We start from the raw sequence: 12,986 nt of genomic DNA, 5'->3' as shown, positions 1-12,986 counted from the left end.
TTTTTGACAATCACTAACCAAACAATATCATCTTGCGAAGCTCGATTGGATCGCATCGCTAAAATTTACCTACTTTCGTTTTATGGATTTGCACGAGTTTATTCAATTAGCCCTTGCCGAAGACGTTGGCGACGGCGATCATACTTCTTTATCGACCATTCCGGCGGATGCCCAGAACCGGGCTCGACTGTTGGTGAAAGAAGCAGGAATTCTAGCGGGTGTCGAAGTGGCACAGGCAGTTTTTGCCGAAGTCGATCCCACGCTTCAGGTAGAGGTATTAATACAGGATGGAGCCAGCATAAAGCCGGGCGATGTGGTTTTAACGGTGAGCGGTAACGCGCGCAAGATTCTGACAGCCGAGCGGCTAGTGCTGAACTGTATGCAACGCATGAGCGGTATTGCTACGCATACGCGTCAGTTGGTTGACCTACTCGAAGGAACGCGGGCTAAACTGTTGGATACCCGCAAGACTACGCCAAATTTCCGGATTTGTGAGAAGATGGCTACTAAGATCGGTGGTGCTGTCAATCATCGGTTTGGTCTGTACGACATGATCCTCATTAAAGATAACCATGTTGATTATGCCGGAGGAATTGAAGCGGCTATCACAAAGGCGGTGGCTTACCTGAACGAAACCGGACGTTCACTACGAATCGAGGTTGAAACGCGGAACCAAGGTGAGGTTGAAGAGGTATTACGGGTGGGACAGGTAGACGTTATCTTACTTGATAATTTTAAACCCGAAGGAATTCGGGATATGGTTCGCTTGATCAACGGTCGGTTTATCACCGAAGCGTCGGGCGGCATTGATGAAAGCAACCTGCGCGCTTACGCCGAAACGGGCGTTGATTTTATTTCATCGGGAGCATTGACGCACCAGGTCAAAAGCCTTGATTTGAGCCTGAAAGCCTATTGATAAACGAGTAAGCGCTGGCTGTAACTCGATTGAAACTACAGCCAGCGCTCACCTGGACCAAATCCTTACTTTTCCATTTCGCGCAGCAATTTGTTGGCGTAAATGAACTCGTTTAGCTCTTTAATATCCGATTGCGTTAAGGTATCGCTGTTGCCTTCCCACAATTTTTTGCCTTTGTAAAGGAACATGATTTTCTCGCCGATCTCCATCATGGAGTTCATATCGTGCGTGATGACAACGGTTGTAATCTGATACTCGTCGGTAATTTCCGAAATAAGCTGATCGATCTTGATGGATGTTAGTGGGTCAAGACCGGAGTTCGGTTCGTCACAAAACAAGTACTTCGGGTTTAATACAATAGCGCGAGCAATACCAACGCGTTTTTTCATACCACCGCTGATTTCGGACGGCATCCGGTCCCCCGCCGTTTCCAGACCAACCCGACGTAGACATTCCTGCACTCGATCCTCTTTTTCGCTGGTTGACTGATCGGTTAGCATATCGAGCGGGAAACGAATATTTTCAGATACCGTTTTTGAGTCGAACAGCGCCGATCCCTGGAAGAGAACGCCCATTTCTCGCCGGATGGTTTTCTGATCGTCCAGACCTGTCGTCAGAAAGTTGCGTCCGTCGTACAGAACCTCGCCTGAGTCGGGTTTTATCAGGCCAATCATGCACTTCAGCAAGACGCTTTTCCCCGTACCACTCCCCCCAATAATCAGGCTTGTCTCCCCCGGTTTAAACGTTCCGCTGATACCCGCCAGCACCTGACGGTCGCCGAAGGTTTTTTCTATATTCTTGATTTCAATCATGGTCCGGATAAATTACGTCAGCAGAAGCTGCGTTAGAATAAAATCGGCAGCCACAATAGCAATACAACTGTTGGTTACGGCCGCTGTCGAAGCCGCTCCTACTTCAAGTGCGCCACCGGATACGGTATAGCCCTGATAAGCCGAGATTGTTGACACCAGAAAGGCAAACACAACGGTTTTGGTGAGTGCAAATGTCACCCCGAACGGATTGTAATCGAAACGCAGTCCGGACACGTAATCTTCCGGCGAAATAACCCCCGCCAGTACCCCGGCGATGTAGCCACCCAGAATAGACAGAAAGCCCGCCATGATAACCAGGAGGGGTATCATAAGGACCGAGGCAACGACCTTGGGTAAGACCAGGTAAGAGCTTGAGTTAATTCCCATCACCTCCAAGGCGTCGATTTGTTCGGTGATGCGCATAGTGCCGAGTTCACTGGCTATGTTAGAACCCACCTTACCGGCCAATACAATACAGGTCAGGGTAGGAGCTAGCTCCAGAATCGTACTATCCCGTACAATCAGGGCGATAATATTATGCGGAACGAAAGGGTTAGTGAGGTTATAAGCCGTTTGAACGCAGGTGACCGCGCCGATAAAGGTATTAACAAGAGCAACGATGAATACTGATCCAACACCAATGGACGTACACTCATTTAAGATAAGCCCCAGATAAACCCGAAATTTCTCCCGGTTGCGGAAGAGTGTACCCAGAAAGATAAAATATTTACCTATGTGTGACATAAAGGCATGTAAGCGACCTGTGTCCTGGCTGGACACGACATATCGAGAGAACCCCGGCAAAGGTAGAATGGTTTCTAACGTAACTTGCGCCGTATACTAAACCTTATCGCTCCTGAAAGGTATACGGTTTAAACACACGTTTATGAATCCATTGATTGTTGTAACCGGTGGCACCAAAGGTATAGGTCGTGCTATTGTCGATCGGTTTGTTGCCGAAGGCTTTGATGCTGTCGTTTGTGCCCGGTCTGTTGATGGCCTGCAAGGACCGGGGTTATTGCCGTTTGCTGCTGATCTGTCGAGTCGTGCGGGCGTTACGACACTGCTCGATTATATTCATTCGCTCAACCGGCCCGTTGACGTGCTGGTCAATAATACGGGCGTGTTTCTGCCGGGACAAATTCAGGACGAAGCAGACGGTACGTTTGAGCAACTAATGACTACGAATGTTGGCAGCGCGTATCACCTGACGCGGGGGCTAGTCGGCGATATGGTCGCTCGGAAGAAGGGGCACATATTCATGATGTGCTCAACGGCCAGTATTACCGCTTACACGAACGGAGGTTCTTACTGCATCTCGAAGTTTGCGTTGCTGGGAATGAGCCGGGTTTTGCGGGAAGAACTAAAGCCGCACGGAGTTAAAGTAACCGCTTTGTTACCCGGAGCAACGTTTACCGCTAGCTGGGAAGGAACCGATCTACCCGAAGAACGTTTCATGAAGGCGAGTGACGTGGCTGATAGCGCCTGGGCTGCTTATACGTTGTCGAAAAGTGCCGTAGTTGAAGAGATTCTTATCCGTCCCCAATTAGGCGATCTTTAGTGCGGTTAATCAGTTCTGGCAATAAGAAAACAATCCGCCGGCCCCGGATGACGGTTGACTAATGACTCTTTTGTATCTTGCACCCCACTTCATCCAGTCTAAACTGATAACTGTTCACTGTTAATCGATAACTGTTACGAATGTCTTCTGTTGAATATTTGGGTATTGACGTCGGCGGAACGAACGTCAAAATGGGTATCGTTGATGCCAATACGGGTAAAATCTCTAATTTCTATAGCCACGATACCATTAGCTGGCGGCAGTCCGGGCACTTCGTCGAGCGCTTTGGTGATGCCGTTGCCTTACAATTGTTTTCTAACAAGGAAGTTAAACAAGTTGGTATCGGCCTGCCGGGTATGCTCAATCGGGAACGGACCGTACCCCTTGAAATAACGGCTATTCCTGAAATCAACGGCGTTCCGCTTGTAGAAAATTTGACGACACGCTTTCCCGGTGTTACATTTTTTCTGGAAAATGATGCTAACGCTGCCGCTTTGGGTGAATACTATTTCGCAGAAGAGAAGATAACGGAGAACTACATTTTTATCACATTAGGTACGGGTGTAGGTGGAGCGGCTATCATCAACAAGAAAATTTTTACCGGTGGTGATGGCAATGCGATGGAGCCTGGACATATTCCGTCGCGGAACGGTCGGGTGCTGGAGCGCAACATCGGCAAAAAAGAATTACTCGAGCTAGCAGCTCTTCGCCGGAGCGAATACACGGGCGAAACCCATTTGCCCAACGACGGTGATATCTCAACGACGGGTTTGGTTGCCGCAGCCGCCGAAGGTGACGAACTAGCACTTCAAATCTGGACCGAAGTAGGGGAAATACTAGGAGAAGGTCTGGCTGCGCTGATCAAGATTCTGGATATCAAGCAAGTCCTGATCGGTGGTGGTTTGTCCGCTTCATTTGATTACATCCTGCCCGCTGTTGAGAAAACGCTCGACCACTGGCTTAATGACTATTATAAGAACGGTCTGTCGATCAAACGCGCTACGTTGGGTAACGATGCCGGTTTGTTAGGGGCAGCATCGCTCTGCTTCGAATAACAAGCATTATCGAGAAGCGAAGAACGATTGTATTCCGTTCTTCGCTTCTCGATAACCATTAAACTACGTTGACTTCCGGCGAAATCTGAATTCCGAACTTCTCAAGTACGGATTGCTGTACTTTCCTCGCAAGGACTAAAATTTCATCGCCGGTTGCATAGCCGTAATTAACCAGCACAAGGGCTTGCTTGGCATGGACGCCTGCATCCCCCGCCCGGTATCCCTTCCAGCCAGCTTGCTCAATAAGCCAACCCGCAGGCACTTTCACCGTATTATCGCCAATTGGATAGCCGGGTAGTGCCGGATACTCTGCTTTAAGCGCGTCAAACTGTCCTTTTGAAATTTCCGGGTTCTTGAAAAAACTACCTGCATTACCAATCTGCGCTGGGTCAGGAAGCTTACTACGCCGAATCCGGATAACGGCGTCGCTGATAGCTTTTATGGTTAAGTTGTCTTCCGGTACGCCCATTTCGGCCAATGTTTCCTGAATAGCTCCGTAGCGTGTGTGAAACGTGGGCCGCTTATCGAGCTGAAACGTTACGGTTGTAATAATATATTGACCTTTTAGTTCTCGCTTAAAGACGCTCTCCCGATAGCCAAACGCGCAGTCTGCGTGGTTGAACGTACGTTTTTCGCCCGTGGGTATATGAATGGCGGTCAGTGACTCGAACACCTGTTCCAACTCTACCCCATAAGCCCCGATGTTTTGCATAGGAGCGGCTCCAACGGTTCCGGGAATAAGGGAAAGATTCTCAAGACCTGCGTAACCGTGCTGAATAGCAAACGCTACTAATTCGTGCCAGCTTATTCCGGCTCCGGCTTTCAGGTATACATGATCATCGTCTTCGCGGACGACCTCAATACCCTGAATATTCATTTTGACGACCAAGCCATTGAAATCATGGCAAAGAAGGACATTACTGCCTCCACCAAGAATCAATTTAGGCGTATCGACAAATTCCGTCAATTGTAACAGAGTCTGGATATCAGCCTCCTGGTTAATTTCAACCCAGTACCGTGCGTTGACATCAATGCCAAAGGTATTGTAAGGCTTGAGCGACACACGGCTTTCAATAGTCAGCATGCGTTATTCGTAGTAAGTACCCAAAATTAACCAAAATATGGATTGGGTTAGCGAACGGGCTTATGGGGTTTCAGAATACAACTTGTAAAATGGCTACTTTTGCTATCTAATTTAATTACAGCTATGCGATTTGGATTCAATGGCTTTGCCGTGTTGACTTTCCTAGCCTTAACAGGTTGCGCAACAAGTCGCCCTACGGTGTCAAACAACTCATCCATAAACTACAATAGTTACAACGAAGACCTGGCGGCTACTCGACCTGTATATAATGCTTCTCCTGCTGGACGGTCACCCACAGCTACCCGGCCTGCCACCCCGGCTCCAGTTTCACCGCCTGCCACCGCGTCGCCACGCAAAAATGACGTAAGCAAACCCGCCGTTCCAGTTGAAGCATTGCATGTCAATCGAAAGCTAGATATGGTGATCGACACACTTGCCGTTAAGAATCGAGCGGTCCGTTATGCACCCGGATACCGCATTCAGGTGTACGTAGGTAATCAAAGACAAGAAATTGATAAGATTAAGTTACTGATTTATCAAAATTTTCCTGAACTTAGTCCTTATTTGACCTATAATCAGCCAACATATAAACTTAAGGTGGGAGACTTCATGCGCCGAATTGATGCAGAACGCTATTATGCGTCAATCCGTCAATTATTACCTTCTTCCCAGTTACAGCCTGATAAGGTAGAGATACGCCGTAGCCTCTCGATAAAATAATTTATATAATTAGCTTGCTATTACTTAGTTTTGGTATGTTTTGTACAATTTTAGCGGTGTTATTTCCGTGTAACAAATTATGAAAAAGGCATTGATCACCGGTATAACCGGACAAGATGGGGCTTACCTAACTGAACTTCTCCTAGAAAAAGGGTATGAAGTACATGGTATCAAACGTCGGAGTTCGCTGTTCAACACGCAGCGGATTGACCATATGTACGAAGATCCACATGAAAGAAATGTGCGCTTCAAACTACACTACGGCGATTTGTCTGATTCCACCAACATCATCCGTATTATTCAGGAAGTACAACCCGACGAAATTTATAACCTGGGCGCTATGTCGCACGTACAGGTAAGTTTCGAAGAGCCTGAGTATACGGCACAGGTAGACGGTATTGGAACGCTCCGTATCCTGGAAGCTGTCCGGTTACTTGGTCTTACGGAAAAGACCCGTATCTATCAGGCATCAACATCCGAGTTATATGGTGGGGTACAAGGTCATGCTCAATCGGAAACGACACCGTTCTATCCGCGTTCGCCTTATGCCGTAGCAAAGCAATATGGTTACTGGATTACCGTCAACTATCGCGAGGCTTACAACATGTATGCCTGCAATGGTATTCTGTTCAACCATGAATCACCGCTTCGTGGCGAAACGTTCGTTACACGCAAAATCACCCGTGCTGTAGCGCGTATCGGTCTTGGATTACAGGACAAAGTTTACCTCGGTAACCTTGACGCGCAACGTGACTGGGGCCATGCCAAGGATTACGTTGAAGCTATGCACATGATTCTTCAGCAGGAAAAACCAGAGGATTTTGTTATTGCTACAGGCGTAACAACCCGTATTCGGGACTTCGTACGGATGTCTTTCGCTGAAATTGGCGTTGAACTTGAATTCAAAGGCGAAGGTGCTTCTGAGAAAGCTGTCGTTGTGAGCGCGTCAAACCCAGATTTCCCACTTGAAGTTGGTAAAGAAGTTGTCTGTGTTGATCCACGCTATTTCCGTCCAACGGAGGTTGATCTGCTGCTCGGCGATCCAACAAAAGCGATGACCAAGCTAGGCTGGAAACCCAAATACGACCTTCCAGCGCTGGTTAAAGATATGATGACGGCTGATATTGATTTGTTCCGTCGCGATCAGTTACTAGCGAAGAGCGGTCACCAAGTACTGAATTACTACGAATAGGAAGTAAACAATTCCATTTTAGCAGTACGTCAATACTAAAAAAGCCCATCTTTCCAGATGGGCTTTTTTAGTATTCAATCACTAGGGCAATTATACAGGTACTGCGTAGTAGTACATCCGCGAACTGTTCGGATACATACCGATCAGCATCAAGCCCTCACCTTCTTTAACCGAAGATAGGATGGCTTGCAGGTCTTTCGTCGTTTTGACGTTTTTACCGTTTGCTTTTACAATGATGAAACCTTCTTCGATATCGGTTTCAGCAAGCTTACCATCCATAATTTTCTTCACACGCACACCACCAGAGATACCCAGTTGTTTGGCATCTTGAGCACTTAACTCTTCAAAGTTAGCGCCGAGTGAACTGAGTGCAGTGTTTGTAGCAGTAACGTCGGTTTTCTTGATGACGTCGCGGCCACCGTTGCGGTTACGAAGTTCAACTTTGAAGTCGCGCTCAGTACCGTTGCGGTTAACTGTAACATTCAGAATGTCTCCTGGACGACGACGACCGATGATCTCACGCATCTGTGCGTCCGAATCAAGGGGCTGACCTTCCATTTTAACGATTACATCACCCTTCTCTAAACCTGCTGTTTTAGCGGCACCGTTGTCAACAACACTCTCAACGTAGATACCACGGCCTACTTTAGCGTTTTTCTCTTTTGCAATCGTGCTGTTCAACTCGATAGGCATGATACCCAGATAACCGCGTTGTACGTTGCCGTATTTCAAGAGGTCAGCTGATACTTTTTTCACGAGCGATACCGGAACGGCAAAGCCATAACCGCTGTAGTAACCCGTTGCCGACGCGATGGCCGAGTTGATACCAACCAGTTCACCACGGAGGTTGACGAGTGCACCACCCGAATTACCAGGGTTGATAGCGGCATCCGTCTGAATAAACGATTCAACAGGCGTATCTGCTTTCGAATCGTTCTGCTGCTGCTGTTGACGAGCATTTTGGTCAAGGATACCGATCCGACGGCCTTTAGCACTCACGATACCAGCGGTAACGGTCGATTCAAGATCAAGCGGGTAGCCAACGGCTAGTACCCATTCGCCCAGTTTCAGCGCGTCAGAGTCGCCAAGAGTAACTGCGGGCAGGTTATTGGCTTCGATTTTAACAACCGCCAGATCCGTTAGTGGGTCAGTACCAATTACTTTAGCTTTAAAGCTTCGTTTGTCGGTCAGAATAACTTCAACCTCATCGGCGTCTTGTACAACGTGGTTGTTCGTTACAATGTAGCCATCTTTGCTAATGATCACGCCAGAACCTGACGCCTGTCCTTGTTGACGACGAGGGCGGCTTTGACCACCAAAATCATCACCGAAGAAATCCCGAAAGATGTCAGGGACTTGTTGCTGGCGAACCGTACGGGTCATCGTCGTGCGGATGTGAACAACGGTGGGAGTTACGGCTTCGGCTGCGGTGGAGAAATCGCCGGGAGTTGCCGTTGGACCATTGCCCGTTAAGGCGGCCAAGCGTCCCGTGATCGTTGGGGTGGATGACGACTCGTTAAAGATAACATCCCGCTGATTAAACCCTAGAAGGTTGTAGGCAGCCAGCGTCACTACACTTGATAGAAGTGCCATTAACGCCAATAGTTTCCAGTTGCTTTTCATGGTTAATTGGGAAAATCTAAATTGCTGTTCTTGTTGTGTAAGACGTATACTAATTTACTTCTACTTGTCTATATAACGGAAACTTGGTGCTGAAAAATCCAGGGAATCTTACCCTTAACAAATTTTAACAAGGCTTTGTTAGGAGGGCCTTAGTATGCATAAAAGCCCGCAGGAGCGCTCCTCACGGACTTTTATGCGGTACTGTTTCCGTCACCATGTTAGCCACCGATCTCAATCTGGCGTGGCGGTTTTAATTTAGCTTCTTCACGTTTCGGAATCTCAATTTTAAGAACCCCATCGGTGTACGAAGCTTGTATGTTATCAGCATCTACCGAAGTAGGCAAAGTGAATGTCCTTTGAAAAGACGAATAGCTAAACTCGCGACGGGTATATTTTTCTTTGTCCCGCCCTTCGTCGTTAGGTTGTTCCTGTTGCGTTGCCTGATAGGAAGAGATTGTAAGATTGTTGTGGTTCAGATTGAGTTTAAAATCCTCTTTCTTCAAACCAGGAGCGGCTACTTCAATCCGAAAGCCATCCTTATGCTCAACCACGTTCACCGCTGGAACATTACTTACCCAGGATGAATTCGAATTGAAAAGATCATTCATGTCGCGGCCGAAAAAATTCTCGATCAACGATGGAAGATTGTTGTTCGTGCGCATTAACGGATTCATGACTGATGATTGATTAGGAGTTAGAGAATAAGTTAACTGATTATGCTACTTATTTTTCAAACTCTGTGCCAGCTTGAATTCGGAAAGAAGGTAGGTCAATATGTCATAAATTTGACATAGATAAGCACGACGAATGGACAAAATGGCTTGATTATTCGCCAGGAGTGGCAAAAATGATTGCACAAAGAGATTAACGCACAAAGACGAGTGCGGTTATTACTCTACAAATTTTGTGGATTTTCGAAGAGGGGCTGCTTATTTAGCGTCCAGAAGCTCAAGTGCTTTTTCTGCGGCAGCTTGTTCAGCTTTCTTTTTACTGTAACCACCACCCGTAGCAAATTGCTCATCGTCAATGATGACCTGCGCGATAAACTCGCGGAAATGGCTATTGCCCTTCTCTGACAAAATTTCAAAACGCACTTCTTTGCCTGTACGTTGCGCCCACTCGATGAGCCGGCTTTTGAAGTTCACGTTGTTTTGAACTACCGAGTCAATATCGTAATGCGAGAGTAGTTCTTTGAGAATAAACCGGCGGGAGAAACGAAAGCCTTTGTCTAAGTAAACCGCACCAACCAGAGCCTCAAGAGCATCACCATACATCGACGTACGGGCAGGTAAGCTACGGGTACGGCTACCATCGTACTCAATCAGGTGATCGAGGCCAATTTTGCGGGCAATTCCGTTCAGGGTTTCGCGGTTAACAATTCGGGAGCGAATCTCAGTCAAGAAGCCTTCGTCCTTGTACGGGTATTTTTTGAATAAAAATTCGGCAATGACCATGCCCAATACGGCATCGCCCAGATACTCCAGCCGCTCGTTTGACTCCCGAAATCCTTCAATGGCCGTGGCTTTCGAGGCTGAGGTATGACGCAACGCCAATTGGTAAAGGCCGATGTTGGACGGCCGTTCACCAATGATGTGAGCAATTGACCGGCGCAGGTTTTTGCGCGGATCGGTGTTTTGCGACCGGAACCAGTCGAGCGGATTGAACAAACTACGGGGTAGCGCGAGTTGCACGACTCAGCTTAGTTTACGGAAAATGACAATGGCATTATGACCTCCAAAACCGAACGCATTGCTCATAACCGTTGTCAGTGAACGAGCTTGCGGCTTCAGTGGCGTCAAATTGAACCGAGAGTCGATCTCTTCGTCTACGTTGAACAGGTTAATCGTAGGTGGTACAAGTTGATGCTCCAGAGCCTTGATACTGGCAATTGCTTCCACAGCACCCGCTGCACCCAGCAAGTGGCCGGTCATAGACTTCGTCGAGCTGATATTCAGCTTGAACGAATGATCACCGAACAATTGATAGATGGCTTTAAGTTCCTGTGGATCACCGACTGGCGTTGATGTGCCGTGCGTATTGATGTAATCGATATCTGTCGGAGCGATCCCCGCATCGTCAAGCGCATCTTTCATCGCCAGATAAGCGCCGAGACCTTCGGGGTGTGGCGCTGTGATGTGATAAGCGTCTGACGACATACCACCACCAATGAGTTCAGCGTAGATCTTGGCTCCGCGCGCTACAGCGTGATCGTACTCTTCCAGAATAAGCGATCCAGCTCCTTCTCCTAACACAAAACCGTCCCGGTCTTTGTCGTAAGGTCTTGATGCCGTCTCGGGCGAGTCATTACGCTCTGAAAGCGCACGGTTGGCGTTGAATCCTCCGATACCGGCTCGGGTGACAGCTGCTTCGGAACCGCCCACAACGCACATATTCAACCGACCCAGACGAATGTAGTTGAAGGCATCGATGATGCCATTGTTGGTGGATGCGCAGGCCGAAACAGTGACGTAGTTGGTACCACGGAATCCGTACCGCATGGAAATCTGACCCGACGCGCTGTCGGCGATCATGCGAACGATAAAGAAAGGATTGATTCGGGGGGTGCCGTCGCCTTTGGCGTAGTCGAGCATCTCGTCTTCGAACGACTTAAGACCGCCAATGCCGGAGCCCCAGATAACACCGACTTTGTTCCGGTCGATTTTCTCCAGGTCTATTTCGGCATCCCGAATGGCCTCGTCAGTGGCGATAAGCGCATAATGGGTGAACGCATCCATTTTGCGGGCCTCCTGCCGAGGAATAAACTGTGTGACATCGAGCCCTTTCAGCTCACACGCGAATCGCGTACGAAACTTAGAAGCATCAAATTTCGTGATCGGGCCGGCACCGCTTACGCCGGCTGATAAGTTGTTCCAATAGGAGGGTACATCGTTACCAATCGGCGTAAGTGCGCCTAAACCCGTTACGACTACTCGTTTTAACGTCATACAGTTCTACTGCGGGGGTAATTAAAAAGAGGAAAGCATTAGTTGCTAAACCTCAGGAATTATTTACCTGCGTTTTCTTCCAGGTAAGTGATAGCCTGACCAACCGTGCCGATGTTTTCAGCCTGATCGTCTGGGATAGAAATGTTGAATTCTTTCTCAAATTCCATGATCAATTCAACCGTGTCAAGTGAGTCTGCGCCTAGATCGTTCGTGAAGCTAGCCTCTGGCGTAACTTCCGACTCTTCTACGCCCAATTTCTCGACAATGATATTTTTGACCTTTTGTGCAATTTCTGACATTTTAGTAGTCCGTTGGGGTTGAAAAACTGCGCAAAGAAAAGGATTTACCTTTGGATTATCAAACAATTTTTTCGAGCAGTAAAACGTTTCATTGGGCTGTTTATTGTGGATAATAAGCTGAAATTCAGCGGATAACGTATGTTTTATTGTGTTTCTAGTTTGTCAATAGACTACCCCTGAAAATAGAAAGCTTCCGAGTTTTTGCCGTGATAAGGGCGCTGTCGAGGGGCGGAGTACTCATTTCATTCTTCGCTTTGTTTTGTAAGGACCAAGGCGCAAATCCCAAACTTTGCCTATTTCCTCCCAAAGTCTGACTAGTTGGTCACACCAATTTTAGGGGCCAGAAGCAATGTGTTTGTTTTGACTCATCGAAACGGCTGACACCTGGTCGGCCATCAAACGAAATCAAAACATCTTTAGAAACACACTGCTATGAAAACGATCAACAAAGCCCTTGCTCTTTTAATTTCTGCTGTTGCTTTTACGGCTTGTACCGATCAGTCTATCGAACCCATGCGGACCACCACACAGCCGCAATCGATGATCGTTCGCCCGGATACCACATATAGTTTAGATCGTATTACACTTGAAAACAACGAGCAACTCACGTATGAGCGGCATGGCAAAGTGACGCTTACCGAAAACGTAGAGCAAGCTACTCCTCAGCCCACTACCGTAGAAGCGCCAGTCAGTCTTCCTAAACCGCACGTAGTTCCTCGTGCTGAGCCACACCAGACCGTTATGCCGGTTGTTCATGCGGACACATCAGTTTATTAGTC

The 12,986-nt window shown here is 47.7% G+C and carries 14 protein-coding genes; 6 read left to right on the top strand and 8 right to left on the bottom strand.

Going from position 1 to position 12,986, the window contains the following annotated elements:
* The first annotated feature begins 82 nt into the window (after positions 1 to 82).
* A complete protein-coding gene (gene nadC / locus M0L20_RS08565; protein ID WP_248476489.1) occupies positions 83 to 916 on the top strand; it encodes a carboxylating nicotinate-nucleotide diphosphorylase in 834 nt (277 codons plus the stop codon).
* Positions 917 to 981: 65 nt separating this feature from the next.
* Here the strand turns inward: nadC and M0L20_RS08560 are convergent, their stop codons facing one another.
* Together M0L20_RS08560 and M0L20_RS08555 are read right to left on the bottom strand one after the other, a co-directional pair.
* Complete coding sequence (locus M0L20_RS08560) at positions 982 to 1,728, bottom strand: ABC transporter ATP-binding protein (RefSeq protein WP_232560388.1); 747 nt, start codon at positions 1,726 to 1,728, stop codon at positions 982 to 984.
* A gap of 12 nt (positions 1,729 to 1,740) precedes the next feature.
* Complete coding sequence (locus M0L20_RS08555) at positions 1,741 to 2,472, bottom strand: MlaE family ABC transporter permease (RefSeq protein WP_232560387.1); 732 nt, start codon at positions 2,470 to 2,472, stop codon at positions 1,741 to 1,743.
* Between the two features lie 142 nt (positions 2,473 to 2,614).
* Here M0L20_RS08555 and M0L20_RS08550 point away from each other — a divergent pair, with 142 nt between their 5' ends.
* The gene (locus M0L20_RS08550) at positions 2,615 to 3,289 is read left to right on the top strand and encodes an SDR family oxidoreductase (protein ID WP_248476488.1); all 675 of its coding nucleotides are present in this window, start codon (positions 2,615 to 2,617) and stop codon (positions 3,287 to 3,289) included.
* Positions 3,290 to 3,429: 140 nt separating this feature from the next.
* Positions 3,430 to 4,344, top strand: coding sequence for an ROK family protein (locus tag M0L20_RS08545; RefSeq protein WP_248476487.1), 915 nt, complete (start codon positions 3,430 to 3,432; stop codon positions 4,342 to 4,344).
* Between the two features lie 58 nt (positions 4,345 to 4,402).
* Here the strand turns inward: M0L20_RS08545 and murB are convergent, their stop codons facing one another.
* Positions 4,403 to 5,428: a UDP-N-acetylmuramate dehydrogenase gene (gene murB, locus M0L20_RS08540; protein ID WP_248476486.1), complete on the bottom strand. Its 1,026-nt coding sequence runs from the start codon at positions 5,426 to 5,428 to the stop codon at positions 4,403 to 4,405.
* Positions 5,429 to 5,551: 123 nt separating this feature from the next.
* Between murB and M0L20_RS08535 the strand changes: the two genes are divergently transcribed.
* Both M0L20_RS08535 and gmd read left to right on the top strand, forming a co-directional pair.
* A complete protein-coding gene (locus M0L20_RS08535) occupies positions 5,552 to 6,148 on the top strand; it encodes an SPOR domain-containing protein (RefSeq protein WP_248476485.1) in 597 nt (198 codons plus the stop codon).
* Between the two features lie 79 nt (positions 6,149 to 6,227).
* Positions 6,228 to 7,340: a GDP-mannose 4,6-dehydratase gene (gene gmd, locus M0L20_RS08530; protein ID WP_232560382.1), complete on the top strand. Its 1,113-nt coding sequence runs from the start codon at positions 6,228 to 6,230 to the stop codon at positions 7,338 to 7,340.
* A 90-nt stretch (positions 7,341 to 7,430) separates the two neighbouring features.
* Here the strand turns inward: gmd and M0L20_RS08525 are convergent, their stop codons facing one another.
* The 5 genes from M0L20_RS08525 to M0L20_RS08505 form a co-directional block, all read right to left on the bottom strand.
* Positions 7,431 to 8,963 (bottom strand): Do family serine endopeptidase, encoded by a 1,533-nt coding sequence (locus M0L20_RS08525; protein WP_232560381.1) that lies wholly within the window; start codon positions 8,961 to 8,963, stop codon positions 7,431 to 7,433.
* A gap of 218 nt (positions 8,964 to 9,181) precedes the next feature.
* A complete protein-coding gene (locus M0L20_RS08520; RefSeq protein WP_248476484.1) occupies positions 9,182 to 9,637 on the bottom strand; it encodes an Hsp20/alpha crystallin family protein in 456 nt (151 codons plus the stop codon).
* Between the two features lie 255 nt (positions 9,638 to 9,892).
* Complete coding sequence (gene rnc, locus M0L20_RS08515; protein WP_248476483.1) at positions 9,893 to 10,654, bottom strand: ribonuclease III; 762 nt, start codon at positions 10,652 to 10,654, stop codon at positions 9,893 to 9,895.
* Positions 10,655 to 10,657: 3 nt separating this feature from the next.
* Positions 10,658 to 11,908: a beta-ketoacyl-ACP synthase II gene (gene fabF, locus M0L20_RS08510; RefSeq protein WP_232560378.1), complete on the bottom strand. Its 1,251-nt coding sequence runs from the start codon at positions 11,906 to 11,908 to the stop codon at positions 10,658 to 10,660.
* Between the two features lie 59 nt (positions 11,909 to 11,967).
* Positions 11,968 to 12,207, bottom strand: a complete 240-nt coding sequence (locus M0L20_RS08505) for an acyl carrier protein (RefSeq protein ID WP_009284998.1) — start codon at positions 12,205 to 12,207, stop codon at positions 11,968 to 11,970.
* A 432-nt stretch (positions 12,208 to 12,639) separates the two neighbouring features.
* Between M0L20_RS08505 and M0L20_RS08500 the strand changes: the two genes are divergently transcribed.
* Entirely contained in the window at positions 12,640 to 12,984 is a 345-nt protein-coding gene (locus M0L20_RS08500; RefSeq protein WP_248476482.1) for a hypothetical protein, read from the top strand.
* The last annotated feature ends 2 nt before the right edge of the window (positions 12,985 to 12,986 follow it).

The sequence above is a fragment of the Spirosoma liriopis genome (assembly GCF_023196085.1).
GTDB classification, from domain to species: domain Bacteria; phylum Bacteroidota; class Bacteroidia; order Cytophagales; family Spirosomataceae; genus Spirosoma; species Spirosoma oryzicola.
The sequence above is the reverse complement of the archived record's forward strand: the minus strand, read 5'-3'. Positions and strand labels throughout refer to the sequence as shown.

Excerpts from the sequence above, each read along its gene's own strand:
- nadC (WP_248476489.1), top strand. The coding sequence starts at position 83 with ATGGATTTGCACGAGTTTATTCAATTAGCCCTTGCCGAAGACGTTGGC.
- M0L20_RS08560 (WP_232560388.1), bottom strand. The coding sequence starts at position 1,728 with ATGATTGAAATCAAGAATATAGAAAAAACCTTCGGCGACCGTCAGGTG.
- M0L20_RS08555 (WP_232560387.1), bottom strand. The coding sequence starts at position 2,472 with ATGTCACACATAGGTAAATATTTTATCTTTCTGGGTACACTCTTCCGC.
- M0L20_RS08550 (WP_248476488.1), top strand. The coding sequence starts at position 2,615 with ATGAATCCATTGATTGTTGTAACCGGTGGCACCAAAGGTATAGGTCGT.
- M0L20_RS08545 (WP_248476487.1), top strand. The coding sequence starts at position 3,430 with ATGTCTTCTGTTGAATATTTGGGTATTGACGTCGGCGGAACGAACGTC.
- murB (WP_248476486.1), bottom strand. The coding sequence starts at position 5,428 with ATGCTGACTATTGAAAGCCGTGTGTCGCTCAAGCCTTACAATACCTTT.
- M0L20_RS08535 (WP_248476485.1), top strand. The coding sequence starts at position 5,552 with ATGCGATTTGGATTCAATGGCTTTGCCGTGTTGACTTTCCTAGCCTTA.
- gmd (WP_232560382.1), top strand. The coding sequence starts at position 6,228 with ATGAAAAAGGCATTGATCACCGGTATAACCGGACAAGATGGGGCTTAC.
- M0L20_RS08525 (WP_232560381.1), bottom strand. The coding sequence starts at position 8,963 with ATGAAAAGCAACTGGAAACTATTGGCGTTAATGGCACTTCTATCAAGT.
- M0L20_RS08520 (WP_248476484.1), bottom strand. The coding sequence starts at position 9,637 with ATGAATCCGTTAATGCGCACGAACAACAATCTTCCATCGTTGATCGAG.
- fabF (WP_232560378.1), bottom strand. The coding sequence starts at position 11,908 with ATGACGTTAAAACGAGTAGTCGTAACGGGTTTAGGCGCACTTACGCCG.
- M0L20_RS08505 (WP_009284998.1), bottom strand. The coding sequence starts at position 12,207 with ATGTCAGAAATTGCACAAAAGGTCAAAAATATCATTGTCGAGAAATTG.
- M0L20_RS08500 (WP_248476482.1), top strand. The coding sequence starts at position 12,640 with ATGAAAACGATCAACAAAGCCCTTGCTCTTTTAATTTCTGCTGTTGCT.